General features: G+C 71.0%; 23 protein-coding genes. 11 read left to right on the forward strand and 12 right to left on the reverse strand.

The window, feature by feature from the left end; translation table 11 throughout:
- Positions 1-54 precede the first annotated feature (54 nt).
- From AAIL17_RS00895 to AAIL17_RS00905, 3 genes are all read left to right on the forward strand, one after another.
- A complete protein-coding gene (locus tag AAIL17_RS00895; protein WP_424680912.1) occupies positions 55-459 on the forward strand; it encodes a SirB2 family protein in 405 nt (134 codons plus the stop codon).
- A gap of 56 nt (positions 460-515) precedes the next feature.
- Positions 516-1,640: a PLP-dependent cysteine synthase family protein gene (locus AAIL17_RS00900; RefSeq protein ID WP_424680940.1), complete on the forward strand. Its 1,125-nt coding sequence runs from the start codon at positions 516-518 to the stop codon at positions 1,638-1,640.
- Between the two features lie 221 nt (positions 1,641-1,861).
- Positions 1,862-3,343 (forward strand): UbiD family decarboxylase, encoded by a 1,482-nt coding sequence (locus AAIL17_RS00905; protein WP_424680913.1) that lies wholly within the window; start codon positions 1,862-1,864, stop codon positions 3,341-3,343.
- A gap of 27 nt (positions 3,344-3,370) precedes the next feature.
- Here the strand turns inward: AAIL17_RS00905 and AAIL17_RS00910 are convergent, their stop codons facing one another.
- Positions 3,371-3,724: a hypothetical protein gene (locus tag AAIL17_RS00910; RefSeq protein WP_424680914.1), complete on the reverse strand. Its 354-nt coding sequence runs from the start codon at positions 3,722-3,724 to the stop codon at positions 3,371-3,373.
- 316 nt (positions 3,725-4,040) lie between these two features.
- Complete coding sequence (locus AAIL17_RS00915) at positions 4,041-4,517, reverse strand: DnrO protein (RefSeq protein WP_424680915.1); 477 nt, start codon at positions 4,515-4,517, stop codon at positions 4,041-4,043.
- A gap of 158 nt (positions 4,518-4,675) precedes the next feature.
- Here AAIL17_RS00915 and ubiU point away from each other — a divergent pair, with 158 nt between their 5' ends.
- Positions 4,676-5,674 carry a ubiquinone anaerobic biosynthesis protein UbiU gene (gene ubiU / locus AAIL17_RS00920; RefSeq protein WP_424680916.1) on the forward strand — a complete coding sequence of 333 codons (999 nt, stop codon included), beginning with the start codon at positions 4,676-4,678 and terminating at the stop codon, positions 5,672-5,674.
- A 14-nt stretch (positions 5,675-5,688) separates the two neighbouring features.
- Positions 5,689-6,561: a U32 family peptidase gene (locus AAIL17_RS00925; RefSeq protein ID WP_424680917.1), complete on the forward strand. Its 873-nt coding sequence runs from the start codon at positions 5,689-5,691 to the stop codon at positions 6,559-6,561.
- A 148-nt stretch (positions 6,562-6,709) separates the two neighbouring features.
- Here AAIL17_RS00925 and fabB read toward each other — a convergent pair whose 3' ends face one another.
- The 8 genes from fabB to AAIL17_RS00965 all read right to left on the reverse strand — a co-directional run bounded on the left by fabB (position 6,710) and on the right by AAIL17_RS00965 (position 14,909).
- The gene (gene fabB, locus AAIL17_RS00930) at positions 6,710-7,918 is read right to left on the reverse strand and encodes a beta-ketoacyl-ACP synthase I (protein ID WP_424680918.1); all 1,209 of its coding nucleotides are present in this window, start codon (positions 7,916-7,918) and stop codon (positions 6,710-6,712) included.
- Complete coding sequence (fabA, locus tag AAIL17_RS00935; RefSeq protein WP_424680919.1) at positions 7,918-8,433, reverse strand: 3-hydroxyacyl-[acyl-carrier-protein] dehydratase FabA; 516 nt, start codon at positions 8,431-8,433, stop codon at positions 7,918-7,920. Before fabA ends, fabB begins: the two co-directional genes overlap by 1 nt.
- 148 nt (positions 8,434-8,581) lie before the next feature.
- Positions 8,582-9,355 carry a ubiquinone anaerobic biosynthesis accessory factor UbiT gene (gene ubiT, locus AAIL17_RS00940; RefSeq protein WP_424680941.1) on the reverse strand — a complete coding sequence of 258 codons (774 nt, stop codon included), beginning with the start codon at positions 9,353-9,355 and terminating at the stop codon, positions 8,582-8,584.
- A gap of 128 nt (positions 9,356-9,483) precedes the next feature.
- Entirely contained in the window at positions 9,484-10,737 is a 1,254-nt protein-coding gene (locus tag AAIL17_RS00945; protein WP_424680920.1) for a hypothetical protein, read from the reverse strand.
- Positions 10,718-10,963, reverse strand: coding sequence for a DUF2249 domain-containing protein (locus AAIL17_RS00950; RefSeq protein ID WP_424680921.1), 246 nt, complete (start codon positions 10,961-10,963; stop codon positions 10,718-10,720). The genes AAIL17_RS00945 and AAIL17_RS00950 overlap by 20 nt, the downstream gene beginning before the upstream one ends.
- Positions 10,964-11,180: 217 nt before the next feature.
- Positions 11,181-12,374 carry an alginate export family protein gene (locus tag AAIL17_RS00955; protein WP_424680922.1) on the reverse strand — a complete coding sequence of 398 codons (1,194 nt, stop codon included), beginning with the start codon at positions 12,372-12,374 and terminating at the stop codon, positions 11,181-11,183.
- A 236-nt stretch (positions 12,375-12,610) separates the two neighbouring features.
- A complete protein-coding gene (gene nirK / locus AAIL17_RS00960; protein WP_424680923.1) occupies positions 12,611-14,137 on the reverse strand; it encodes a copper-containing nitrite reductase in 1,527 nt (508 codons plus the stop codon).
- 121 nt (positions 14,138-14,258) lie between these two features.
- Positions 14,259-14,909 (reverse strand): trimeric intracellular cation channel family protein, encoded by a 651-nt coding sequence (locus AAIL17_RS00965; protein WP_424680924.1) that lies wholly within the window; start codon positions 14,907-14,909, stop codon positions 14,259-14,261.
- Positions 14,910-15,046: 137 nt separating this feature from the next.
- On the opposite strand from AAIL17_RS00965, the gene AAIL17_RS00970 reads away from it, so the two are divergent.
- The 6 genes from AAIL17_RS00970 (at position 15,047) to AAIL17_RS00995 (ending at position 20,149) form a co-directional block, all read left to right on the forward strand.
- Positions 15,047-15,376, forward strand: coding sequence for a four-helix bundle copper-binding protein (locus tag AAIL17_RS00970; protein WP_424680925.1), 330 nt, complete (start codon positions 15,047-15,049; stop codon positions 15,374-15,376).
- A 79-nt stretch (positions 15,377-15,455) separates the two neighbouring features.
- On the forward strand, positions 15,456-15,833 hold the full coding sequence (locus AAIL17_RS00975) for a hypothetical protein (protein ID WP_424680926.1): 378 nt from the start codon (positions 15,456-15,458) through the stop codon (positions 15,831-15,833).
- A gap of 88 nt (positions 15,834-15,921) precedes the next feature.
- Positions 15,922-17,703, forward strand: a complete 1,782-nt coding sequence (locus tag AAIL17_RS00980; protein WP_424680927.1) for a copper resistance system multicopper oxidase — start codon at positions 15,922-15,924, stop codon at positions 17,701-17,703.
- Positions 17,700-18,779: a copper resistance protein B gene (locus tag AAIL17_RS00985; RefSeq protein ID WP_424680928.1), complete on the forward strand. Its 1,080-nt coding sequence runs from the start codon at positions 17,700-17,702 to the stop codon at positions 18,777-18,779. Before AAIL17_RS00980 ends, AAIL17_RS00985 begins: the two co-directional genes overlap by 4 nt.
- Positions 18,780-18,903: 124 nt before the next feature.
- Positions 18,904-19,743: a class I SAM-dependent methyltransferase gene (locus AAIL17_RS00990; protein ID WP_424680929.1), complete on the forward strand. Its 840-nt coding sequence runs from the start codon at positions 18,904-18,906 to the stop codon at positions 19,741-19,743.
- A gap of 127 nt (positions 19,744-19,870) precedes the next feature.
- Positions 19,871-20,149, forward strand: coding sequence for a hypothetical protein (locus AAIL17_RS00995; RefSeq protein ID WP_424680930.1), 279 nt, complete (start codon positions 19,871-19,873; stop codon positions 20,147-20,149).
- Positions 20,150-20,218: 69 nt separating this feature from the next.
- On the opposite strand, the gene AAIL17_RS01000 is transcribed toward AAIL17_RS00995, so the two are convergent.
- Both AAIL17_RS01000 and treY read right to left on the reverse strand, forming a co-directional pair.
- Positions 20,219-21,379, reverse strand: a complete 1,161-nt coding sequence (locus tag AAIL17_RS01000; RefSeq protein WP_424680931.1) for an MFS transporter — start codon at positions 21,377-21,379, stop codon at positions 20,219-20,221.
- Between the two features lie 31 nt (positions 21,380-21,410).
- A complete protein-coding gene (treY, locus tag AAIL17_RS01005) occupies positions 21,411-24,080 on the reverse strand; it encodes a malto-oligosyltrehalose synthase (RefSeq protein ID WP_424680932.1) in 2,670 nt (889 codons plus the stop codon).
- Positions 24,081-24,433: the final 353 nt, after the last annotated feature.

Here is a 24,433-nt window from a genome sequence, read left to right on the forward strand (position 1 = left end):
CGGGGCGCGCCAGCCGGCGCGCCCCGACCTTTTTCACGGGACATCGCCCAAGCCATGTTCGAGTTCTACCCCCAGATCAAGGCCGTGCACATCGCCTGCGTCCTGCTCAGCGGTGCGCTGTTCGCGCTGCGCGGGCTGCTGGTGCAGGTCGGCCGTGCCGGCGCGGCGCACTGGGCGCCGCTGCGCTATCTCAGCTACACGATCGACACCACGCTGCTCACCGCGGCGCTGATGCTGCTCACCCTCCTACCCGGCGCCTACTTCGCAAACGGCTGGCTGACGGTGAAGCTGGTGCTGGTGGTGGGCTACGTCGTCCTCGGCAGCCTCGCGCTCAAGCGTGCGCGCACGCCCGGGGCGCGACGGATCTTCCTGGCCGCCGCGCTGGCGGTCTACGTGTTCATCCTGGGGATCGCGCGCATGCACCATCCGCTGGGCTGGCTGCACGGATGGCTGGCATGAGCGCCGCCTTCGACCTGCCGCCGGACGCCTCGCGCGATCCCATGCCGACATCCGCCATGGATCATCCAATCCCTCTGCAGCCGCACCGCACCAGCCAGGATCGCGCGTGGGTGCACGACGCCCTCGCCGCGCTGGCGCAGGAGGCGGCGCGTTCGGCCGACACGCACCTGCTCAAGCTCGCCATGCCCGGTTTCCGTGGCATCGACTTCTACTTCAAGGACGAGGCGGCCCATCCCAGCGGCAGCCTCAAGCACCGCCTGGCCCGCTCGCTCTACCTCTACGCGCTGTGCAACGGGCGGCTGCACGAGGGCCAGCGCGTGGTCGATGCCTCTTCCGGCAGCACCGCGATCGCCGAGGCCTGGTTCGCGCGCCTGCTCGGCCTGCCCTTCACCGCGGTGATGCCCGCCTGTACCGCACCGCGCAAGATCCGCGACGTGCAGGCGCTCGGCGGCAGTTGCGACCTGGTCGAGGACCCCGCGCAGGTGCATGCGCGCGCCGCCGAACACGCCGCGCGCGGCGCCTGCCACCTGGACCAGTTCGGCCTGGCCGAGCGCGCCACCGACTGGCGCGGCAACAACAACATCGCCGAGTCGATCATCCAGCAGATGGCGCGCGAGGGTTATCCGGTGCCTGCGTGGATCGTCTGCGGCGCCGGCACCGGCGGCACCTCCGCCACCATCGGCCGCTACCTGCGCTACCGCCGCCTGGACACCCGCCTGTGCGTGGCCGAGCCCACCGGCAGCGGCTTCGTGCAGGGCTGGCGCACGCGCGACCGCAACGCGGTGGCCCGGCGCCCCACGCTGATCGAAGGCATCGGCCGGCCGCGGGTGGAACCGGGCTTTCTGTTCGAGGTGGTCGACCACGTGGTCGAAGTGCCCGACGCCGCTTCGATCGCCGCGGCGTGGCTGCTGGAGGAACTGCTCGGCCGCCGCTACGGCGGCTCCTCCGGCACCAACCTGGTCGCCTGCCTGCAACTGGCCGCGGGCATGCGCGCGCGTGGCGAGCGCGGCAGCATCGTGAGCCTGCTGTGCGACCACGGCGAGCGGTACGCGGAGACGCTGTTCGACCCGGCGTGGCTGGCCGCGCGCGGCGTGGATATCGCACCGGCGCGCGCCGTGCTGGAACGCTGCGTGGCGACGGGCGCATGGGTGTCCCTGCCCGTTTCGCCCCTGGCGGGCTGAGGCAAGGCTTCCCCCATCCGCCCTGCGGGCACCTTCCCCCGCAAGCGGGGGAAGGATCGTGTGTGTGTGTGTTCTCTCCTGAGCGAGCTTTCCCCCGTTCACGGGGGAAGGTGCCGACAGGCGGATGGGGGCGTCCATGCCGCACGCCCACCTGACCCGCATCAAGGCAACCCGCTCGACGGCCGGCGAGCCTAGCCCGACCTCCACGCCCACGGTCCCCCATGAGCCACCACGACCTGCGCTCCTTCCTCGCCCAGCTCGAACGCCAGCAGCAGCTCGCCCGCGTGCAGGCGCCGGTCGATCCGCACCTGGAGACCACCGCGCTGTGCCACCGCGCGCTGCGCGAGGGCGGGCCGGCGTTGCTGATGGAGCGCCCGGTGGGTTCGCACCACGCCTTCCTCGGCAACCTGTTCGGCCACCGCCGACGGATCGAGCTGGCCCTCGCCGGGCGACCGATCGCCAGCTTGCGCGAACTGGGCCAGTTGCTCGCCTCGATCAAGGAGCCGCGCTGGCCGGCCAGCCTGCGCCAGGCGCTCGCCATCTGGCCGGAGCTGGCGCAACTGGCGCACGTCGCGCCGCGGCACGTGGACGAGGCGGCGTTCCTCCACGAGACAGTCGAAGGCGGCGACATCGACCTCGCCCGCCTGCCGATCCAGCACTGCTGGCCGGGCGACGCCGGACGACTGGTCACGCTCGGCCTGGTGATCACGCGCGGCACCGCCAAGCGCCGCCAGAACGTGGCGATCTACCGCCAGCAGGTGATCGGCCGCAACCGCGTGATCATGCGCTGGCTGCCGCACCGCGGCGGTGCGCTGGACTACGCGGACTGGCGCCTCGACCGCCCGCGCGATCCATTCCCCGTGCTGGTGGCGATCGGCGCCGATCCGGCCACGCTGCTCGCCGCGGTGGCGCCGGTGCCGGACACGCTCTCCGAATACGAATTCGCCGGCCTGCTGCGCGCCGAACGCACGCGCCTGTGGCGCAGCGCCCTGACCGGACTGGACGCTCCGGCAGGCGCGGAGATCCTGCTGGAAGGCTTCATCCACCCCGACGACACCGCGCTGGAAGGCCCGTTCGGCGACCACACCGGCTACTACAACGCGCAGCAGCACTTCCCCGTGCTCACCATCGAGCGCATGCACCTGCGCCAGGGCGCGATCTACCACGGCAGCTACATGGGCCGCGCGCCATTCGACGAGCCTTCGGTGCTGGCGATGGCGTTGAACGAAGTGTTCGTGCCGATCCTGCAGAAGGTGTTTCCCGAGATCGTGGACTTCCACCTGCCGCCGGAGGCGTGCTCCTACCGCATCGCCGTGGTCGCCATCCGCAAGCAGTACGCCGGCCACGCGCGGCGCGTGATGATGGGCGTGTGGTCCTACCTGCGCCAGTTCACCTACACCAAGTTCGTGATCGTCACCGACGCCGACATCGACGTGCGCGACTGGTCATCCGTGGTCTGGGCGATCGCCACGCGCGTGGATCCCGCGCGCGACACGATGCTGGTGGAGAACACCCCGATCGACTACCTCGACTTCGCCAGCCCGGCGGCGGGGCTGGGTTCCAAGCTCGGCATCGATGCGACCAACAAATGGCCGGACGAGACCAGCCGCGCCTGGGGTGTGCCGATCGCGCCCGATGCGGTGGTGGAGGAACGCGTAGACCGGTTGTGGCGGGAGTTGAAGGCCGGCAGCGCGGAACGCTGACGCCCCTCACCCGGTCCGCCCCCGCGATCAGCCGGCCAGGCGCACCGCGCGAGGAATCGCGACCGGTTCGCCGGCCGTGCTGTGCGCCGCCGGCTCCGGCGCGGCAGCCAGCAGCGCGAGCGCTTCGCGCAGTTGCGCCTGCAGCGCGTTCCACGAGCTTTCCCACTGGCCCTCGCGCGGCCGGGCCTGTCCGAACCGCAGCAGCATGGCGTGAGCGCGCTCCAGTTGGGCACGCAACGCCTGGTTCTCGGCAAGCACACGCTCGTGCTCGTCCTTGCCGACCATGAAGACCTTCTTGTCCTTGCACACGCCGATGCACGGCTGCGGCGCTTCGATCCTGCCGCAGCCGATGCATTGCCAGACCTGGGTGTAATCGGTCATTGCACATCAGTCTCCTGCTTCGCTGCGGCCATCGTGGAGCGCGGCGCGGCGCCCGCACTTGATCCGCATCAGGCGAACGAGGCTGCGCGCGCGACGCGATGTCGCAGCGATCCCTCCCGAGTGAGCCTTCCCCCGTTCACGGGGGAAGGTGCCGACAGGCGGATGGGGGGTGACCGGAGCGCGTGGCAGCGGTTTGCGCAACCCGCTTTCAGGAACGGAAGTTTCCCGCAAGGCTTCCCCCATCCGCCCTGCGGGCACCTTCCCCCGCACGCGGGGGAAGGCTCAGACGCGAGCGTTGCGCGATGAACAATGTGCGTCAGTGGGCGTGGGCCGCCGGTGCGGCCCAGCCGGGATCGCCGAAGTAGCGCGGGTAGTCGGCGACCGTCTTGCGCATGGCCTGCACCTGCGCCATGTCCTGCGGATCGGCCTTGAGCTTCTGCGCGGCGCCGAGCAGCGGCACCAGCATGCCGTGCAGCACGGCGTCCTGTTCCGGCGCGAGCTTGCACCTGGCGAAGATGTCGGTGGCCGCCTGTTCGATCAGGCCGACCCGGTCGAGCGCCATGGTCGCGTCCATGTGGCCCATCTCGTAGTGGCGCAGTTCCTCCAGCGCGGTGTGGATGCGGCCCATGCCGTCGCGCAGCACGGCGTCGGCGGCCCAGCGTTCCGAGGGAGGCGGCACCGGCTGCGCGACGTGCGCGTGCGCGGCGTGGTCGTGCTGCGCGCGGACTGCGCCCGGCGCCAGCGCGGCGGCGAGCGTGGCGAACAACGCCGCGGCGATCTTGATTGAGGACATGCGGATGGTTCCTGCTTGCGGCGGATGCCGCGCCTGCCATCGATGGTAGTGCCGCCTCCAACGGCCGACTTGATCCACGACAACTGATCCACGTCAACGCCGGCGGCGCAGGCAGCGCCCACGATGCGCCACTTCCAAGGCCTTCGAGAGGTGAGCGCATGCAACTGGTCTGTCCCGCCGGCAACCTGCCGGCCCTGCAGGCGGCGATCGATGCAGGAGCCGATGCCGTCTACGCCGGCCTGCGCGACGAAACCAACGCGCGCGCCTTCCCCGGCCTCAATTTCTCCGACGCGGAGCTGCACCAGGGCATCGACCATGCGCACGCACGCGGACGCAAGGTCTACCTGGCGCTCAACACCTATCCGGACAGCGCACGCCTGAAGCAGTGGCACGCGGCGGTCGACAAGGCGGCCGCGCTGGGCTGCGACGCGATCATCGCGGCGGAACTCTCGGTGCTGGACTACGCCACGCGCACGTACCCGGCGATGGCGCGGCACCTGTCCGTGCAGGGCTCGGCCACCACCGCGCCGGCGCTGCGCTACATGCACGAGCGTTTCGGCATCAGCCGGGCGGTGTTGCCGCGGGTGCTCTCGATCCAGCAGGTCGAGCGGCTGTGCGAAACCAGCCCGGTGCCGCTGGAAGTGTTCGCCTTCGGCAGCCTGTGCATCATGGTCGAAGGGCGCTGCCAGCTTTCCAGCTACGTCACCGGCGCCTCGCCCAACCGCCACGGCGTGTGCTCGCCGGCGAAGTTCGTGCGCTGGGGCGAACACGACGACGGCCGCCGCAGCGTGCGCCTGAACGACGTGCTGATCGACCGCTTCGAGCCGGCCGAACCGGCCGGCTACCCGACCGTGTGCAAGGGCCGCTTCGACGTGCGCGGCGAGACCTTCCACGCGTTGGAGGAACCGACCAGCCTCAACACGCTCGAACTGCTGCCGCGCCTCGCCCAGTCCGGCGTGGCGGCGCTGAAGATCGAGGGCCGCCAGCGCGGCGTGGCCTACGTCGCCTCCGTCACCCGCACCTGGCGCGACGCGCTGGATCGCTACCGCGCCTCGCCCGCGGACTGGACGGTTCGTCCGGCCTGGCAATCGAGCCTGACGAAACACGCCGAAGGCCACCAGACCACCCTCGGCCCCTACCACCGCCGCTGGCACTGACACCGGAGCACGGCATGAAACTCAGCCTCGGACCGCTGCAGTACTTCTGGCCGCGCGAGCGCACCCTCGCCTTCTACCGCGAGGCGGCGCGCTGGCCGGTCGACGTGATCTACCTGGGCGAGACGGTGTGCAGCAAGCGCCGCGAGCTGTCCACCCGCGACTGGATCGAACTGGCCGCGGAACTGGCGCAAGGCGGCAAGCAGGTGGTGCTCTCCTCGCTGGCGCTGATCGAGGCCGAATCGGAACTGGGCGTGCTCAAGCGCCTGGTCGCCGAAGGTGGCGGCTGGATCGAGGCGAACGACCTCTCCGCCGTGCAACTCTGCCGCGAGCGTGGCGTGCCTTTCGTCGCCGGCCCCACGCTCAACGTATACAACCACCAGGCGCTCAGGCTGCTGATGGACGACGGCCTGCGCCGCTGGGTGCCCGGCGTCGAACAGGGCCATGTGCTCATCAGGGAACTGCGCGAGGCGATGCTGGCCGACGGCGGCACCCTGCCGGAACTGGAAGTGATCGCCTTCGGCCGCCTGCCGCTGTCGTTCTCGGCGCGCTGCTTCACCGCGCGGGCGCTGGACGTGCCCAAGGACCAGTGCGGCTTCCGCTGCATCGACTACCCGGACGGCCTGCCGCTCGCCACGCGCGAGGGCAAGCCCTTCCTGCGCATCAACGGCATCCAGATCCAGGGCGAGGAGATCACCGACCTCGGCCCGGAACTGCCGATGCTGCGCGAGCTGGGCGTGGACGTGCTCAGGCTCTATCCGCAGGCCGAAGGGATGGCCGAGGTGGTAGCGCACTTCCATCTCGCCCGCCGTTCGCCGCAACCGCCGCCGCGGATCGGCGCGCGCAATGGGTACTGGTTTGGTGAGCCGGGGATGCGGGCGGCGGGATAGCACGCGCTCCGGTCGCCCCCATCCGACTGTCGGCACCTTCCCCCGCCGAGCGGGGGGAAGGCTCGGTAGCTGTATCGCGTGCGCTGTTCCTTCCCCCGCTTGCGGGGGAAGGTGCCCGAAGGGCGGATGGGGGCGGCCTTGCCGGAAACTACACTCTTGCAAACACCAGGCTCGCGTTGGTGCCGCCGAAGCCGAAGCTGTTGGACATCACCATGGACAGCCGCGCCGGCCGGCTGTCGCGCAGGATGGGAAAGCCCTCGGCCCGCGGGTCGAGCGCATCGATGTTGGCCGAGCCGGCGACGAAGCCGCCGCGCATCATCAGCAGGCTGTAGATCGCCTCGTGCACGCTGGCGGCGCCGAGCGAGTGGCCGGTCAGCGCCTTGGTCGAAGACAGCGGCGGCATCGCCTCGCCGAACACCTCGCGCACCGCCTCGAGCTCGACGATGTCGCCCAGCGGCGTGGCGGTGCCGTGGGTGTTGAGGTAGTCGACCGGGCGCTCGACGCCAGCCAGCGCCATGCGCATGCAGCGCACCGCGCCCTCCCCGCTCGGCGCCACCATGTCGGCGCCGTCGGAGGTGACACCGTAGCCCACCAGCTCCGCATGGATGTGCGCGCCGCGTGCGCGGGCGTGGTCGAAGTCCTCCAGTACCAGCATGCCGCCACCACCGGCGATGACGAAGCCGTCGCGGCCCGCGTCGTACGGACGTGAGGCGGTCGCGGGCGCGTCGTTGCGACCGCTGGCGAGCGCACCCATCGCGTCGAACTGCGTGGTCATGCCCCAGTGTTCCTCCTCGCCACCGCCGGCGAACACGATGTCCTGCGCGCCGTGGCGGATCAGGTCGGCCGCCGCGCCGATGCAATGTGCGGAGGTCGCGCAGGCGGCGGCGATCGAGTAGCTCAGACCCAGGATGCCGAACGCCGTGGCCAGCGTGGCCGACACGGTGGAGCACATCGTGCGCGGCACCATGTACGGGCCGACGCGGCGCACGCCTTTCTCGCGCAGCAGGTCGGCGGTCCCGATCTGCCACTGCGCCGAGCCGCCGCCGGAGCCGGCGACCACGCCGGTGCGCGGGTGGCTGACGTGCTCGTGCGACAGGCCGGCGTCGGCGATGGCCGCGCGCATCGCCACGTAGGCGTAGGCCGCGGCATCGCCCATGAAGCGGCGCAGTTTGCGGTCGATCGCCGCCTCCAGGTCGATGTGCGGCACGCCGGCGACCTGGCTGCGCAGGCCGCGCTCGGCATACTCGGGCATCGCGCGGATGCCGCTCTTCATGTCCCGCAAGGCGCGCGCGACGGTATCGGCGACGTTGCCCAGGCAGGAGACGATCCCGAAACCGGTGACGACCACGCGGCGCATCAGAAGCTCTCCGTCGACTGGAACAGGCCCACGCGCATGTCGGTGGCCACGTAGATCAGGCGGTCGTCGACGAAGGTCTTGCCGTCGCTGACCACCAGGTTGAGCTTGCCGCGCATCACGCGGCGGACGTCGATCTCGTAGCGCACCAACTTCGCGCTCGGCAGCACCTGGCCGGTGAACTTGACCTGGCCCACGCCCAGTGCACGGCCACGGCCAGGCTCGCCCAGCCACGGCAGGAAGAAGCCGGAGAGCTGCCACATCGCATCCAGTCCCAGGCAGCCGGGCATCACCGGGTCGCCGGCAAAGTGGCAGCCGAAGAACCACAGGTCGGGATGGATGTCGAGCTCGGCGCGCAGCACGCCCTTGCCGTGCGCCCCGCCGTGGTCATCGACGTGCGTGATGCGGTCGAACATGAGCATCGGCGGCGACGGCAGGCGGGCGTTGCCGGGCCCGAACAATTCGCCGCGGGCGCAGGCCAGGAGCTGTTCGCGGTCGAACGAGGAAGGACGTGTCATGGGGAGTTCGTCAGTGGAGGTGCGGCGAGTCTGGATAGCCGTCCGGACGGCAGCCTTGATGCGGGTCAAGCGCGCATGGGGTGTGCGGATGCGTCGCACCCGCGCGACTTCGTGCCTGCGCATGCGGCTCGCATGTATCGGGCCGTGCTCAGGCCTGGTGTCGGTGCGCGTCACGCGCGGCGCGGGCCAGCCGCGCGCCGCGGTTGAGCGCGATGCGCAGGCCCAGCGGCACGGATTCCCACTGCAGGCGATCGAGCAGGTTGCGCGCGGTGAGGCCGAGCTCGGTGTCGCCGGTGAGCACCAGCGTGCGCTGGAAGAACAGCGTGTCGGCGTCCTCCAGGCGGCTGGCGAGCAGCAGCAGGTCGGTGGCGCTGCCCCGCACGCTGGCCTCGGGGGCGTCGTCGACGACCGCCAAGCGTCCTTCGTGCAGGGTCAGCACCCAGCGCAGTCCCAGGTCGGTCACCTCGATGGCGAGCCGGCGGCCGGCCATGAAGTCGAGCGCGTGCTCGTCCAGCGGCGCGGCCAGTACGCGCGCCATGGCGCGTTCCAGCAGTGTGTGCTGCCAGCGCGCCGGCACCACGCGCAGCAAGGGGGCGAGGCGCCGCGGCGGCGGCAGCAGGCGCAGCATCGGCGTGGCGCGGGAAAGATCAGGCGGTGGGCTCATGTCCACGAGCATGGCGGCGGCATCGCCGCGCCCGCCCTGACGCAGGTCAATCGTGACGCCCTGCTGCGCGCAGGCATCGGCAATGGCCAGGTCGAGCAGACGCGCGGCGGTGGACGGAGGCACGCCCAACCGGCGCGCCATGGCTTCGGCACGGCGGTGGACGTCCCGCTCGCGCTGCGGATCGCGCGACGGAAGGCCGGTGCTCCGCTTGAGCCCTGCCACCACAGCCACCAGCCGCCGGCGCGCCGCAAGCAGCACGAGCAAGCCGTCGTCCACCGCATCGATGGCGCCTCGGACGCGTGCCAGGACGAACGGCTTCAGAGCCCCCCGTAGGGCGGGCTTCAGCCCACCTTCCACACGCGGAGGTCCCAGGGATAGGTCGCGAGTCACGGGCATGCGGCGTGCTCCTCGACGCGGTGAAGGAAAGTACGAGCGGTGTGCAGCGCACTCGCCAGCGCGGAGCCGTGGACGACCCAGGCAACGAGTTGTGCCAGCGCCGCAAGCCGCGCCAGCCACGGCTGCGGCCACAGCACGGCGGCGACCAGCAACGGCGCGGCGGCACCCTGCGCGAGCAGCGCGCGGCGCTTGCTCGCATCGGCCAGCAGGCGTTGCACGCCGGGCAACTGCACGCCGCGCGGCACGCGCCGGCGCAGCGCGATCCATCCGATGAACGGCACGATCTCCAGCGCCATGCCACCGACCAGCAACGGCAGGCCGATGCCCAGTGCGAGTGCACCGGCAAGCAGGCCCCGCCCGGCAACGAGTGCCATGGCGGCCAGTACCAGCGCCAGCAGGCCCGCGCGCCAATGCAGGTAGAGCGCGTTCTGCCGGCTGCGTGGCACCCGCCACTGCAGCCATAGCGCGGCGATGGCGAAGCTGGCACCGCCCGCGGCAACGGTGGCCGGCAGCACACGGTCGCCCTCGTGCGCCAAGTGCCACGCCGAGGCGGCCGGCAAGGCGAGCGCCAGCACGACGAGCCAGGAACCCTGCGCAAACGTCGGGACGCGCCCCGTGCCCTGGAACATCGGCATGGTCACGCGCGCCACGGCCGCCAGCAGCACCACCATCCAGCCGAGCACGCCGAAGGCCGCGTGCACGTCCACGGCTGCCAGCGGCCAAGGGATGCGCAGGCCGAGCAGCAGCGCCAGCGCGCCGCCGGCCAGCGCGGCCAGCAGGCCGAAGCCGAGCGATGTGCCGATGCCCGCGCGCAGCAGTCGTTCGCCAGCGGTTGCCAGCAGGCCCGGCAGCGTCATCGCCGCCAGCCACGCGAAGCTCGTCGGCAGCAGGATGCCCGCCGCCAGCGACGGGCCGCGCGCCTGCGCGTGCAGGCCGATCACCAGCAGCAACACGCCGAGATTGAACACGACATGCAGCCAGGGGGCGCCGCGCCCACCATGCAACGGCGCGCCGACGGCGGCCGGCAGGAACTGCAGCAGGCTGCCGAACATCGCGTTGCCGAGCACGCCCAGCGTCCACACGTGCACCAGCGCCAGCGTGGCCGGATGCCAGCGTGTCAGCCACGCAGCGTCGCCGTCGACCAGCAACAGCACGGCGCCCGCCACGCCCCAACATGGCGTGGCGAACAGGAAACGCAGCGGCAACGTCGCCGGCGGCGCCTGGTCAAGACGCAGTTTCGGCATCGTCCGGGCGGCGGATCTGCACGCGCACGCTGCCGTCGGGCTGCGGCTCGCCGGGGTCGGCCTCGAAGCCGCGTTGGGCAAGTTCCATCAGCAGCGGGCGCGGGAGCATCGGGGCGATGACGGTGAGCAGCTCGCCGGGCGCCAGGGTGTCGGCGGCATCGAGCGCGCGCAGCATGGGCTGCGGCGGCGGGAGGTAGCGCAGGTCGAGTTCGATGGGTGGGGTCATGCCGTGATTGGACGCGTGCGGATCAGGACGTGCGCTGATGCAGGTCAACCGGGCGCGCTCCTGCTCCCTCTCCCCGGAGGGGAGAGGGCTGGGGTGAGGGGGCGCCCTTGCGGCCATCTGTCCGTTGGCCGACGCACTACTTGCCCTCCCCGCGAGCCCCGGCCCCTCACCCAAACCCTCTCCCCGGAGGGGAGAGGGCTTCAAGCCGTGGCGGGCTTCAGCGCAGGGCCTGCACGCCCTTCCATTCGACCTGCAGCCACAGCTTGGTGTCGTCGCGGCCGAAGCCTTCGGCATGGTAGTTGGCGAGCTTGAGCAGGCCGTTCAACGCCGGGCTGAAGGCATAGCCCAGCGAGCCGTCCCACTCGCTGCCGTAGCGGCCGCCGCGGTCGGCGTGGAAGTCGTGCCAGGCAAGCGTCCAGCCGAGGCGTGCCTGCGGACCGAACGTGCCGTTGAGCGCGGCATAGCGGTCGTCCAGGCCGCCGGCGGGCGTAACCGTGAACGCATCGTCCCAGCCGTTGAAGGCGTGCAGCGTGGCGAGCGGCGTCTGCAGCGCGTGGCGGCCGTTGCCGCCGAGGTGTTCCCAGCCGAGCCTGCCGGTGATGCCGTGCAGCGTCCACGCGGGTTCGATCAGCCAGTAGGCGTGCGAGAAGCGGTCGGGATTGTTGGCGTAGTCGGCCTGGTGCGCCGCTTCCAGCGTCCAGCCGAAACCGTCGGCCGCGGGCTTGCCGCTCCAGCGCAACCCGTAGGTGGCGCTGGAGGCGGAGGCGACGTCGCGGTCCTCGTGCAGGTAGGCGTAGCCGCTCCACTGCTGCATGCCGTGCTTGAACCCGGCGTTGAACAGATGCGTGTCGAGCTTGCGCTCGCGCGCCGCGGGCACCAGCGCATCGCGGCCGGCCACGCGATGCACGCGGTCGAGCCAGGCGTAGCGCACGGTCCAGTCGGCCGCAGGCTGCCACTGCAGCGCCACGGCGTCGAAGGTCTGCTCGTGCTGGCGCCAGCCGACGTTGCCGACCCAGCGCTGGTTGTCGAACAGCAGGCGTTGGCGTCCGGCGATGACGCCGAACGTGCTGCCCTGCCCGGCGAGGTAGGCCTGGTTGAGTTCGCTGCCCTTCGGATCGGTGATGGCCGGATATTGCGTGTGGCCGTTGGCGCCACTGTTGTAGTGCCCGCCGGAAGCGACCACGCCGGCGCCTTCGAGGTAGCCGCTGAAACCGGCGCCGAACTGGGCGCGGACACCCAGCCGCAGGCGCAGGGTGTCCGCGCGGGCGTCGCGCGCGAAGGCGTCGTTGTCGACCTGCTCGTGGCGGACGCGGGCATCCCATTCCAGTTGCAGCGGGGCGGGCGTGTCGGCGGGCCAGGCCGGGGCGCTGGCGAGGGCCAGCAGGCAGGCGGTGGCGAGGCGCGTGTACATGGGTGTCGCTCCTTGGGGAATGCGCGCAGTGTCGGCAGCGCGCTGGCGCGACGGGTTGACGGGCGTCAAGCGGACGGGGCGGTGCGGCAACCCGCCGCGGACGTCTGGGCGTCCATTTGATCCGAGGCTGCCCCGCATGCGCGCGGCAAAAAAAGAGGCGGGCCACTGGCCCACCTCCAAACGGACCGGCGGCAGGTTCGCCTGCCGCCGGCCGGATCAGGCGACGTGCGTGCCGCTCAATGCTCCGCGGCCGGTGCCGCGGCCGGCTGAGCACGTACCTTGGCCACCTCCTCCTTGGTCACCTGCCCGCCCGGGTTGCCCCAGCTGTTGAGCACGTAGGTGAGCAGGTTGGCGACCTCGTCGTCGGTGAGCTGCGACATCGGCGGCATCACCGAATCGTATTCCTTGCCGTTGACCGTGACCTTGCCGGTCAGGCCGTGCAGCGGGATCGAGATCAGGTGGTTCCTGTCCTGCTTGGCGAGATAATCGGACTTGGCCAGCGGCGGGAACACGCCCGGCAAGCCTTCGCCATTGGCCTGGTGGCAGACCGAGCAGGTGCCGGTGAACAACTGCTTGCCCGCCGCGACCTGGTCTTCCTTGCTGAGCGTGCCGGCGGCGTTGGCCTTGGCCGCGGTGCTCACGGCGTGCAGGTTCGGCTCGGCGCGATCACCCAGGTAGACCGAATCGACCTCCTTGCCCGAATAGATCGCCTTGTTCTCCGGCCCGTCGACCTTGAGGATGCCCATCGCACCCTTGTTGAAGGCGCGGAAGATCGAGTGGTCGACCAGCACGTAACTGCCCGGCACGTCGGTGTGGAACTCGACGATCGCGGCGCCGCCGGCGGGGATCAGCGTGGTCTGCACGTTCTCCTGCGGATGCAGGCCGCCCTCCTGCTGCACGCGGTCGAAGATCTCGCCGATCACATGGAAGCTGGAGACCAGGTTCGGGCCGCCGTTGCCGACGAACAGGCGCACCGATTCGCCGACCTTGGCGGTCAGCGCCTTGTCGCCGGTGAGCGAACCTTCGTGGCCGTTGAACAGCACGTAGGTCGGTCGCTCGTCGATGGCCTTGTCCATGTCGAACGGCTGGTGGCCTTTCTCGCGGTACTTGCCGGTGGTGTAGAAGTCGCCCTGCATCACGTAGTACTCGTGGTCGACCTTGGGCAGGCCCTGCGGCGGCTCGACCAGGATCAGGCCGTACATGCCGTTGGCGATGTGCATGCCGACCGGCGCGGTGGCGCAGTGGTAGACGTAGATGCCGGCGTTGAGCGCCTTGAAGGTGAACTGCGACTCGTGCCCCGGCGCGGTGAAGCTCGAGGCCGCACCGCCGCCCGGACCGGTCACGCCGTGCAGGTCGATGTTGTGCGGCATCTTGCTGTTGGGTGCGTTCTTCAGGTGGAACTCCACCGTGTCGCCCTGGCGCACGCGGATGAAGCTGCCCGGCACGGTGCCGCCGAAGGTCCAGTAGGTGTAGGTGACGCCCTCGGAGATCTGCATCTCCTTCTCGATCACCTCCAGTTCCACGATCACCTTCGCCGGATAGTTGCGATGGATCGGCGGCGGCACGTTCGGCGGGCTGGTGAGCACGGCGTGGATCGGCTCGCCCTGCGGCGGGCCGAGGTCGGTCGGCGCGGCCAGCGGCGCGGGGGCGGCGTAGGCGCTGGGGCTGGCGGACAAGGCGGCGTCGGCCGCCTGCTTTCCGGAGCAGGCGGCCAGGGCCAGCATGCTGGCGGCCGCAAGCACGGTGGACAGCATTCGTGACATGGGGTGTCTCCTGTGGTTCCCGAGGCCAGCGTAGGTTTCGGCTTCCTCCCGCGCTTGACCTGCGTCATGCCCGCCACAGGAAAGCGGCTGCTGCGTCAGCCTGCCACACCAGCCGTTGCGCCTAGTCGCGCTTGTCCGCTTCCGGCGGCTTGGCGACCGGCAGGCGCCAGCCATAGCGGATGGCCATGAAGCGCAGCCCGAAGCAGAGCCCTGCCCCGACCAGCGTGGTGGCCGTGGGCGGCATGTGCAGCAGGTCGCCCAGCACGACCACGGCGGCGCCGGCCAGTGCGGCCACCGCGTAGAGTTCGGCGCGCAGCACCGTCGGGATGTCCGAGACCAGCACGTCGCGCAGCATGCCGCCGCCGATCCCGGTGAGCATGCCCAATAGCGCGGCCATGCCGGGCGGCAGGTCGTAGGCAAGCGCCTTCTGCGCGCCCGCCACGGCGAACAGCGCCAGGCCGGCGGCGTCGGACAACTGCATCGGATTGCGCATCCGCTCGATGTCGGCATGCCGGAAGAAGGTCAGCAGGCCGGCCAGCAGGGACACGCCCAGATAACGCCAGTCCTGCAACGCGGCCGGCGGCGTGGCGCCGATCAGCAGGTCGCGCGTGATGCCGCCGGCACTGCTCGCCGCAAACGACAGCACCAGCACGCCGAACAGATCCAGCCCCCGTCGCACGGCCACCAGCGCACCGCTGAGCGCGAACACGAAGGTGCCGAACAGGTCGAGCACCAGCAGCAGGGTGTGGAGGGCTCGCGTCGCGTCGATCATCTGCCTGCCCGCCTTCGTCGATGCATCCGCCCGGCAGCTTAAAGCAGGCATGCAGGCCCGTCCTCCCGCGTGGTCACGGGACGGGGACGGCGGTCGCGCGAACATCGGTGCCCTTCCCGCCTTCGAGGAGCCGCCCCATGACGCTGTCCGCTTCCGTCCAGAGCTGTATCCAGGATTGCCTGCACTGCTACCAGACGTGCCAATCGAACGCGGCGGGCATGTGCCTGGAACGGGGCGGCGCGCACGTGGCGCCGGAGCACATGCGCCTGATGCTGAGCTGTGCGGAGGTCTGCCGCACGGCCGCCGCGGTGATGCTGAACCAGTCGCCGCAGCACCCGGCCGTGTGCCGCGCCTGTGCGGAGTTCTGCACCGCATGCGCGGACAGTTGCGCCCGTGTCGGCGACATGGACGAGTGCGTGCAGGCCTGCCGGACCTGCGCGGAAAGCTGCCGGAAGATGGCCGCCTGAGGCATCGTCCGCGGCTCGCATGTCGCATGGAGCCCACTTCACGGTTGAGGCCCTGCACCATGCTGGCTACGCTGCGCGCATGGTCGTTTTCCTGCGCTCCCGTGGCCGTCTGCGTTGCCTGCTGGCGATCGCGCTGCTCGCCTGGCTGATGCTGGCGGTGGCGCCGTTCGGCGCGTGGGCGCACGCGGCTTCGACGGCACCGGCCTCAATGGCAGGCCACGCAGCGGACGCATCGATGCACATGGGCGCGTCCGGTTGTTGCGATGACCAGCCAGGGCAGCCCCACTCGAATACCACGCACTCCTGTCACTGCGCGCTGTTGTGTGCGGGTGTGCTGCCTTCTGCACAAGCCGGCCTTGCTGCCACGCCGATGATGGCGAACCGCTATGCACCGCCCCGCCCCATCGAGGCGCCGCTCACCGGTTTCGCGCCGCCCCTGCGCCCACCCCTGGCCTGACGCCCTGCCTGTACCGAGGGCCGCGCCCTGCGGGGCGGCGGCGTGCGTCCCTGCGCATCCGGCAAGACGCGCCTGACCGAGTGACTTCATGAAACCGCTTTCCCTTTCTTCGCCGACCGCTGTTCCGGCGATCGATCTGTCGCGCCGCCGCTTCGTGCAAGGTCTCGCCGTGGGCGGCGCGGCCGCCGGGCTCGGGCTGGTGCGCCCGGCCCGTGCCCAGGCCGGCGTCCGCCCGCCGGGCGTGCTCGCCGGCACCGAATTCCATCTCGACGTCGGCCAGACCATGGTCGACTACACCGGCCGCGTGCGCCCGGCCACCACTGTCAACGGCAGCCTGCCCGGTCCGCTCCTGCGCTGGAAGGAAGGTACGACAGTCACGCTGCACGTCACCAACCATCTGCGCGAGGCCACGTCGATCCACTGGCACGGCATCGTGCTGCCGTTCGACATGGATGGCGTGCCGGGCCTGAGCTTCGACGGCATCGCACCGGGCGAGACGTTCACCTACCGCTTCGACGTGCGCCAGGCCGGCACCTACTGGTACCACGCGCACTCGCATTTCCAGGAGCAGACCGGCCTGTTCGGCGCCCTGGTGATCGACCCGGCGGGGCCCGAACGCCACGCGGCCGATCGCGACTACGTGGTAATGCTCAACGACTGGACCGACGAGGATCCCGCGCGCATCTACGCGCGCCTGAAGCAGCGCAGCGACTACTACAACCTCCACCAGCCCACCGCGGCGGATTTCCTGCGCGACGTGCGCGAGCGCGGGTTGGGCGAGGCGCTGTCCATGCGGCGCATGTGGAACCGGATGCGCATGAACCCGACCGACCTGGCCGACGTCGGCGGCTGCGCCTACACCTACCTGATGAACGGCACCGCACCCGCCGGCAACTGGACGGGGCTGTTCCGGGCGGGCGAGAAACTGCGGCTGCGCTTCATCAATGGCTCGGCCTCGACGATCTTCGACGTGCGCATTCCCGGATTGAAGATGACCGTGGTCGCCGCCGATGGCCAGGACGTCGCGCCGGTGCCGGTGGACGAGTTCCGCATCTCGGTGGCCGAGACCTACGACGTGATCGTGGAACCGACCGAGGCGCGCGCCTACACGCTGTTCGCCCAGTCGATCGACCGCGGCGGCTATGCCCGCGGCACGCTGGCGCCACGCGAGGGCATGCAGGCCGAGGTGCCGGCGATGGACGCACGGGTGTGGCTGGGCATGCAGGACATGATGGGGGCGATGGGCGGCCACGCTTCGGTTTCCCATCAGGCGGGAGGCCAGGCGGAACACGCGGCCCACGCCGCCGGACCTTCGCACCACGGACATGCCCCGACGGCCGCAGCAAGCAAGGCGGTACGTCATGCGCGCACGGAGTACGGCCCCACGGTCGACATGCGCGTGGACATGCCGCGCACCAACCTCGACGATCCCGGCATCGGCCTGCGCGACAACGGCCGGCGCGTGCTGACCTACGCCGACCTGCGCTCGCTCGATCCGCCGCCCGATCCGCGCGACCCCGAACGCGAGATCGAACTGCACCTCACCGGCAACATGGAACGCTTCCTGTGGTCGTTCGACGGCCTGCCCTTCTCCGAGGCCCGGCCGATCCACTTCCGCCGGGGCGAGCGCCTGCGCATCGTGCTGGTCAACGACACGATGATGAACCACCCGATCCACCTGCACGGCATGTTCAGCGACCTCGAGGACGCGGACGGCCACGTGATCGTGCGCAAGCACACCATCAACGTGCAGCCGGCGCAGCGCATCAGCTACCGCGTCACCGCCGACAACCCCGGGCGCTGGGCCTACCACTGCCATCTGCTCTACCACATGGAGGCGGGCATGTTCCGCGAGGTGGTGGTGTCATGAGGCGCCTCCCTGCCTTCGCCATCCTGGCGCTTGCCCTAGCCGCCGGCCTGTCCTTCGCCCATGCCCAGGACCTTCCCGCTTCCGCCAGCAGCTCCGCGGACATGGGCACGATGCCCGGCATGGACCATGACAGCATGGACCACGACGGTATGGATCATGGCGCGATGCCGGGCATGGACATGCCCGCGCACGCCGCCGGCGCGCATGCCCACGGCTCGGCGCAAAGCGCACCCATGCCGGACCGCCACGCGATGCCCATGTCCGCACCGATGCCCATGCAGCATCCACACGAGCCGGCGGTGCGACGCAACCGCACGGGCGCGACGGGCGACCACGCGATGGGTCCGATGCAAGGCGGAGCTCCGCCGCCGGACGCACGCGATCCCGACTACTCCGACGGCATCCCGCCTGCTCCCATGCATGGCGTCGACATGGGCATGCAGGACGACGCCAGGCGGTTCTCGCTCCGCGTCGACCAGTTGGAGGCTTTCCACGGTGGCGGAGTCAGCGGCCAGCAATGGGACGTCGAAGGCGGCTACGGCAACAACCGCGACCGCCTGTGGTTGCGCAGCGAAGGCGAACGCACCCACGGCCAACCCGGCACGGCCGACCTCGAAGCGCTCTGGCAGCACGCCGTCACCGCGTTCTGGGACACGCAACTGGGCGTGCGCACGGACATGGGCGACGGCCCGGCCCGGCACTGGGTCGCGTTCGGGCTGCAGGGCCTGGCGCCGTACTGGTTCGAACTGGAGGCGACCGGCTACGCGGGTCCCGCCGGTCGCACCGCGGCGCGCCTGCGGGCGGACTACGAGCTGCTGCTGACCCAGCGCCTGGTGCTGCAGCCGGAGCTGGAGCTCAATGCCTACGGCAAGGCCGACCCGGCACGCGGCCTGGGCAGCGGCCTGTCCGATGCCTCGCTGGGCCTGCGCCTGCGCTACGAGTTCCGCCGCGAAGTGGCGCCCTACGTCGGATGGGAATGGACGCGTCGCTTCGGCGGCACGGCCGCGCTTGGCCGCGACAGCGGAGAAGGTCCGTCCGAACGGCGCTGGGTGGCCGGCGTGCGTATCTGGTTCTGACGACGTCGCGCATCGTGGCGACCGGACGCCCGATGTCGCGGCATCCGGTGCCATCATCTGGCCAGCGGCGGCTTGCATGGCGAGCCGCCGCGTCCTTGGATTCCCGCCAGGCTGCGAGCAACCGATGACCCGACCCGCCCCCTCCGGACTGCTCGGCGACACCGCCGCCCGCGATTACGCGTGGAAGCTGCGGCTGTTCAACGCCTATGCCGAACCGGAGCTGCGCCAGGCCATCGCCAGCCTGCACCTGCAGCCGGGCCTGCGCGTGCTGGATGCCGGCTGCGGCACCGGCGAGGCGCTGGGCTGGCTCGCTGACGCGGTCGGCCGCGACGGGCTGGTCCTCGGTGCCGACCTGGCGCGTGCCCACACGATGGCCGCCCGCGCCGTGGCGCCGGCGGATGCGCTGGTGATCCAGGCGAACCTGGCGCAACTGCCGCTGGCCCGCGCCAGCATCGACCTCGTCTGGTCGGTCAACACGATCAACCATCTGCACGATCCGGTGGCCGGCCTGCAGGGCCTGGCCGCCCTGCTGCGGCCCGGTGGGCGCATCGCGCTGGGCCAGAGCTCGCTGCTGCCGGACATGTACTTCGCCTGGGACGCACGGCTCGAGCGCCTGGTCAACGAGGCCGTGCGGCAGTACTACCGCGACCGCTACCAGGTGAGCGAGCGTGGCCTGGCCGACGTGCGCGCCCTGGCCGGCCGGCTGCGCCAGGCCGGGTTGCGCAACGTCACCGCGCGCACCTTCATGATCGAGCGGCTGGCGCCCCTGGCCCGCGCGGACGAGGACTACCTGCTCGAGGTCATCTTCCGCGGTACCTGGGGCGAGCGGCTGCGGCCCTACCTGCCGACCGACGACTACGAGGAGCTGGCGCGGCTGTGCGATCCGGACCAGCCGGGTTACGCGCTGCGCCGGCCCGATTTCCATTTCCTGCAGAGCTTCACCCTGGTGGTGGGCGGGATCTAGGCAAGCGGCGCCACCCGCGCGCGGGAATGGCGATCGCTCGTTAAAGCGGCAGCAGCTTTCTCTTCGCGCCCTGTAGACGGCGGGAAAAAGAAACTACATCCAGTTGTTTTGGAAAGCCTTTCGCCCCATGAACATGAACGCCCGCAGCCCCTCGACCCTCCGCCGCCACCCCGGTTTCATCCGCGACCACGACTGGACGATCAACGGACCGGCGATCGGCCCGGAACAGACCCCACGCTGGCCCACCGACCAGGACGCGCCGCTGGACCGGCGCCACAGCGACATCGAATGGCCGGTCGAGGACCGCCGCACGCCACGCGTGCCGGTGCCGACGCCAACGCAGGATGAAGACGACGACTTCCCCTGGATCTCGCCCACCCAGCCGGCCACCTGCTGGCTGATCTGAAATTCCGGAAAAGACACCCCATGACGGGCGCGGTCGATCGACCGCGCCCTTTCGTTTGCGCCCGCGCCGTCAGCGCGCGCCGGCCACGGCCACCAGCGCCAACACGGCGATGACGATGGCGAACGCCAGGTGCGCCACGAACGGCCCGGTGCCCGCCTCCAGGCAACCGATGCCGATCACCGGCAGCGAGTTGCCCAGGTAGCAGGCCACCAGGTAACTGGACACGACCTCGCCGCGCTGCCGCTCGGGCGCCAGTGCGTTGATCGCCTGCAGGCTGCCGCGGTAGCCGAGCGCGGCAGCGATGCCGGACACCAGCGTGGCCAGCGCCAGCAGCGCCATCGCCTGCCAGGCCTCCGCCGCCACCAGCAGGGCCAGCGCCGGCAGCATGAGCGCCAGCCCGCCGCGCATCGCGGCCAGCCCGCCCAGCCCGCGAGCGAGCAAGGTCGTGAGCGTGGCGACCAGGAACAGGCCGGCCACCACCAGTCCGGCGGTCAGCGGCCCGCGCTGGTGCAGGCTGCCGGCCAGCAGTCCGGGCACCAGTGCGGCGTAGAAGCCCAGCAGCGCGAAGGTGGCAAAGGCGGCGAACGCCGGGGCCAGGAAGCGCAGGCGCAAACCCCTGGGCACGCCCAGCCTCGGGCGCCACGCCACTGCCCCGCTCCCGTGCACCGTCACCGTCTCGCGCGCCCGCCACACGGTGGCCATGCCCACCAGCAGCAAGGCCGCATAGACCAGGTAGGGCAACCGCAACGGCCAGGGTGCGTACTGCGCCAGCACGCCGGCGAGCAACGGCCCCAGCGTGAGGCCGGCCAGGTTGGCCGCCGAGGCGAACGTCGCTGCCAGCGCGTCGCCGGCGCTCAGGTCGGTGATCCAGGCCGTGGTGGCGCCGGCGGCCAGGCCGGTGGCGAAACCGCTCAGCACGCGCGCCATGAACAGCCAGCCCGTGCCGACGGCCGCCGCGAACACCAGCGTGCCGAGCAGGCCCACCAGCGCCGCCGGCAACGCCGTGCGACGGCGCCCCAACTGGTCCGACAGGCGACCGCAAAGCAGCAAGGCGGCCAGGTTGCCCAGCACGTAGATCGCGTACACCAGGGTCAGTGTGAACGTGCCGAAGCCGAACGCCTGGCGGTACAGCGGATAGAGCGGCGTGGGCAGCGTCGCGCCCACGTACATGATCGTCAGCAGGGCGGCCACGCGGGCGATGGCGGCGCGGGCGCCGGTTGTCGCTTGCATCGTTCCTCCTTCGCACGGTGCGCTGGAATGCTCAGATCCGCTCGAGCACGGCGATCGGCAGCGGCGACAGCCAGTCCCGCGGGTCGATCGCTTCGTTCACGGCCTGCTCCTGTCCGCCCAGCACGTTGCGGTAGCGGCCCGCCGCCATGCCATGTACGCGGCAGCGCCCTGCCAGCGTGACCGTAGCCTGCGCGTCCCAGCGGGGCACCGCGGCGTCGAGCAGCACGCTGGCGTGGTGGCGGGCGGCCAGCACGACCACCGACTCGCCGTCGAGCCGCCGCTCGAAGGCGAGCAGGCGCTCGCATGGCTGGCCTTCGGCCTCGACCGCGAGCGGTCGGTAGGCGCCCCGCGCGAACAGTGCCGGGCGGCGCATGCGCAGTTGCAGCAGCTCGCGCAGGACGCGCTGCTTGAGCGGGCCGCGACGCCAGTCTTGCAGCAGTGCGTCCCAGGATGTTTCGGCCGCGAGCGAAGCGCGCCGCGCATCGAAGTCGACCGGCCGCCGGTTGTCCGGATCGACCAGGCTGAAGTCCCAGAACTCGGTGCCCTGGTACGTGTCGGGCACGCCCGGCGAGGCCAGGCGCAGCGTCGCCTGCAGCAGACCGTTGGCGGCCCCGGCGGCGGCGATGCGCTGCACGAAGGCGTGCAGCCCGGTGGCGAAGTCGTTGCCGGGTGCGAGCAGCGTGGCGAGGAATCGTTCGCAGGCCTCCTCGTAGGGCTCGTTCGGGCGGCTCCAGCGCGAGCGGCGCTTGGCCTCGCGCAGCGCCTTGCGTTGCCATTGCGCGACGCGTTCGAGGAAGGCGTCCAGGACGCGCGCGTCGTCCGGCGCGAGCTGCAACGGCCAGGCGCCAACCAGCGTCTGGTAAAGCATGTACTCGTCCGCCGCGGAAGGCGCGGGCGCGTCATCGACCGACAGGCGCAGGGATGCGTTGCGCGTGCGCCACTGCCCGACCGTGCCGGCCCAGTGCGGTGCCACGGCCGCCTGCGAGAGCACCGCCAGGCGGGCGCGTGCGTCCTCGCCGCGCTTGTGGTCGTGGGTGGCGGTGGCCAGCAGGTTGTGCGGGTATTCGCGCGCGCGCTCTTCGCACAGCGCGTGGAAGCTTGGAATGTCGAGCGCCAGGTGGCCGGGATCGGCGCCGACCTCGTTGCGCGACAGCAGCCGTCCATAGCGATAGCAGGCGGTGTCCTCCACCGCCTTGGCGGCCATCGGCGAGGTGGCCTGCTGGAAGATCCGCATCGCCCGCTCGCGTGCCTGCCGCACGCGGCCCGGCGGCAGGCCGCGTGGCGCCTGGCCGCCGAGCCAGGCGGCCACGTCGGCGAGCAGTTCGCGGTCCTCGATGCGCACATGGCGGCGCGCCCGTGCGTAGGCCTGCTGGAACACCGCCTCGTCGACCGCGTCGCGGCCCAGGCCGCCGGCGTAGGTGCGGTACACCGGGAAATGCACCAGCAGCTCGACCAGCACGCGACGGATCGCCGGCAGGCTCACGTCGCGGGTGGCGACGTCGGCACGCGCGGCGTCGAACAGCGCGCGTGCCGTGCGATCGAGCTCGGCCTCGAAGCTGTCGACCAGGATCTGCCGGCGCGCCACGCGCGCCACCGTGGCGAAATCCGCGCGCTCGCCGCTGACCGCCTGCCACAGTTCCGTCAGCATCCCTTCGCCGGCGCCTTCGTGCAGCAAGGCGCCGACCTGGTCCATGAACTCGTAGCCGGTGGTGCCGTCCATGCGCCAGGCCGGGCGCAGGCGCTCGCCTTCGGCCAAGATCTTCTCCACCACGACGTAGGCCGGGCCGCGCGGCGCGCCGGCGGGACGCTGGCGCTGCAGGCGGCGCAGGCGATGGCGCAATTGGCGGCAGTAGCGGTGGGGATCGGCCAGGCCGTCGACGTGGTCAATGCGCACGCCATCGATCAGGCCCTCGGCGTAGAGCCGGAAGACCAGCACATGGCTGTCTTCGAACACGCGCGTGCGGTCCATGCGCAGGCCGGCCAGTTCGTTGATGTCGAAGAAGCGGCGGTAGTCGACCGTATCGTTGGCGAGTTTCCACAGCGCCAGGCGGTAGTGCTGCTGCTCCAGCAGCGCATGCAGCGCGCTGAAGCCGGATTCACGGGTGGCGTCGTGCGCGGCCAGCACGGCGGACGGATCCCCTGCCCCGCCCAGCGATTCGATCGTGGACGGCGCGAGCGGCAGCGGGACGTCGTGCACCCGCAGAGCGTAATCCCGAGCTTCCCGCACCAGCCGCACGTCGCCGTCGCGCAACGCCTGCGCGTAGGGCTTGCCGAGGATGGGCAGCAGCACGTGGCCGCGCACGAGCGGATCGGGACTTCTCCAGTCGATGTCGAAGTAGCCGGCGTAGTGACTGGCGCGGCCGTGGCGCAGGACGTCGGTCCACCACGCGTTGCCGGGACCGGCGAACATGTGGTTCGGCACGATGTCGAGCACCAGCCCCATGCCATGCGTGCGTAGGCGCTCGACCAGGCGTCGCAGCGCCGGTTCGCCGCCGAGTTCGGGGTTGATGCGGTGGTAGTCGATCACGTCGTAGCCGTGGCGGGAGCCGGGCCGCGCGGCGAACAGCGGCGAGGCGTAGAGGTGGCTCACGCCGAGGTTGGCGTAGTAGTCGACCTGGTCGGCGGCATCGTCGAGAGTGAAGCTGGCATGCAGTTGCAGGCGCGCCAGGGCACGTGGCGGGCCGGGTGTCGGTGTGCTCATGGTGGGCCCCGTTGGTTTCGCTTAGTCAGGCTCGGGGCGAACGGACATTCCGCCGCCGCGGCATTCGTCAAAGCCGCCGCGATCCGAAGCCCTCTCCCCTCCGGGGAGAGGGTTGGGTGAGGGGCCGGGGCTCGCGGGGATGCCCGTTGGGGTGGTGCGTTGTCTGTCGCTCTTGCGGGGAGCCTCCGCGACTGGGCTCGCCTGCGGCGGGCTTCCGATCGCCTGTCGGCGCTCGGGTCACTTTTCTTTGCTGGCCCACGCCCGCGCCGGGAGCGCGGGCGAACAGCGAAGCTGGCCCGAAGGGCGGAGGGCAGGATGCCCGGAGTAAAGAAAAGTAACCAAAAGAAACGGCC

It is taken from the genome of Frateuria sp. YIM B11624, assembly GCF_049727805.1.
Taxonomy (GTDB): Bacteria; Pseudomonadota; Gammaproteobacteria; order Xanthomonadales; family Rhodanobacteraceae; genus Frateuria_A.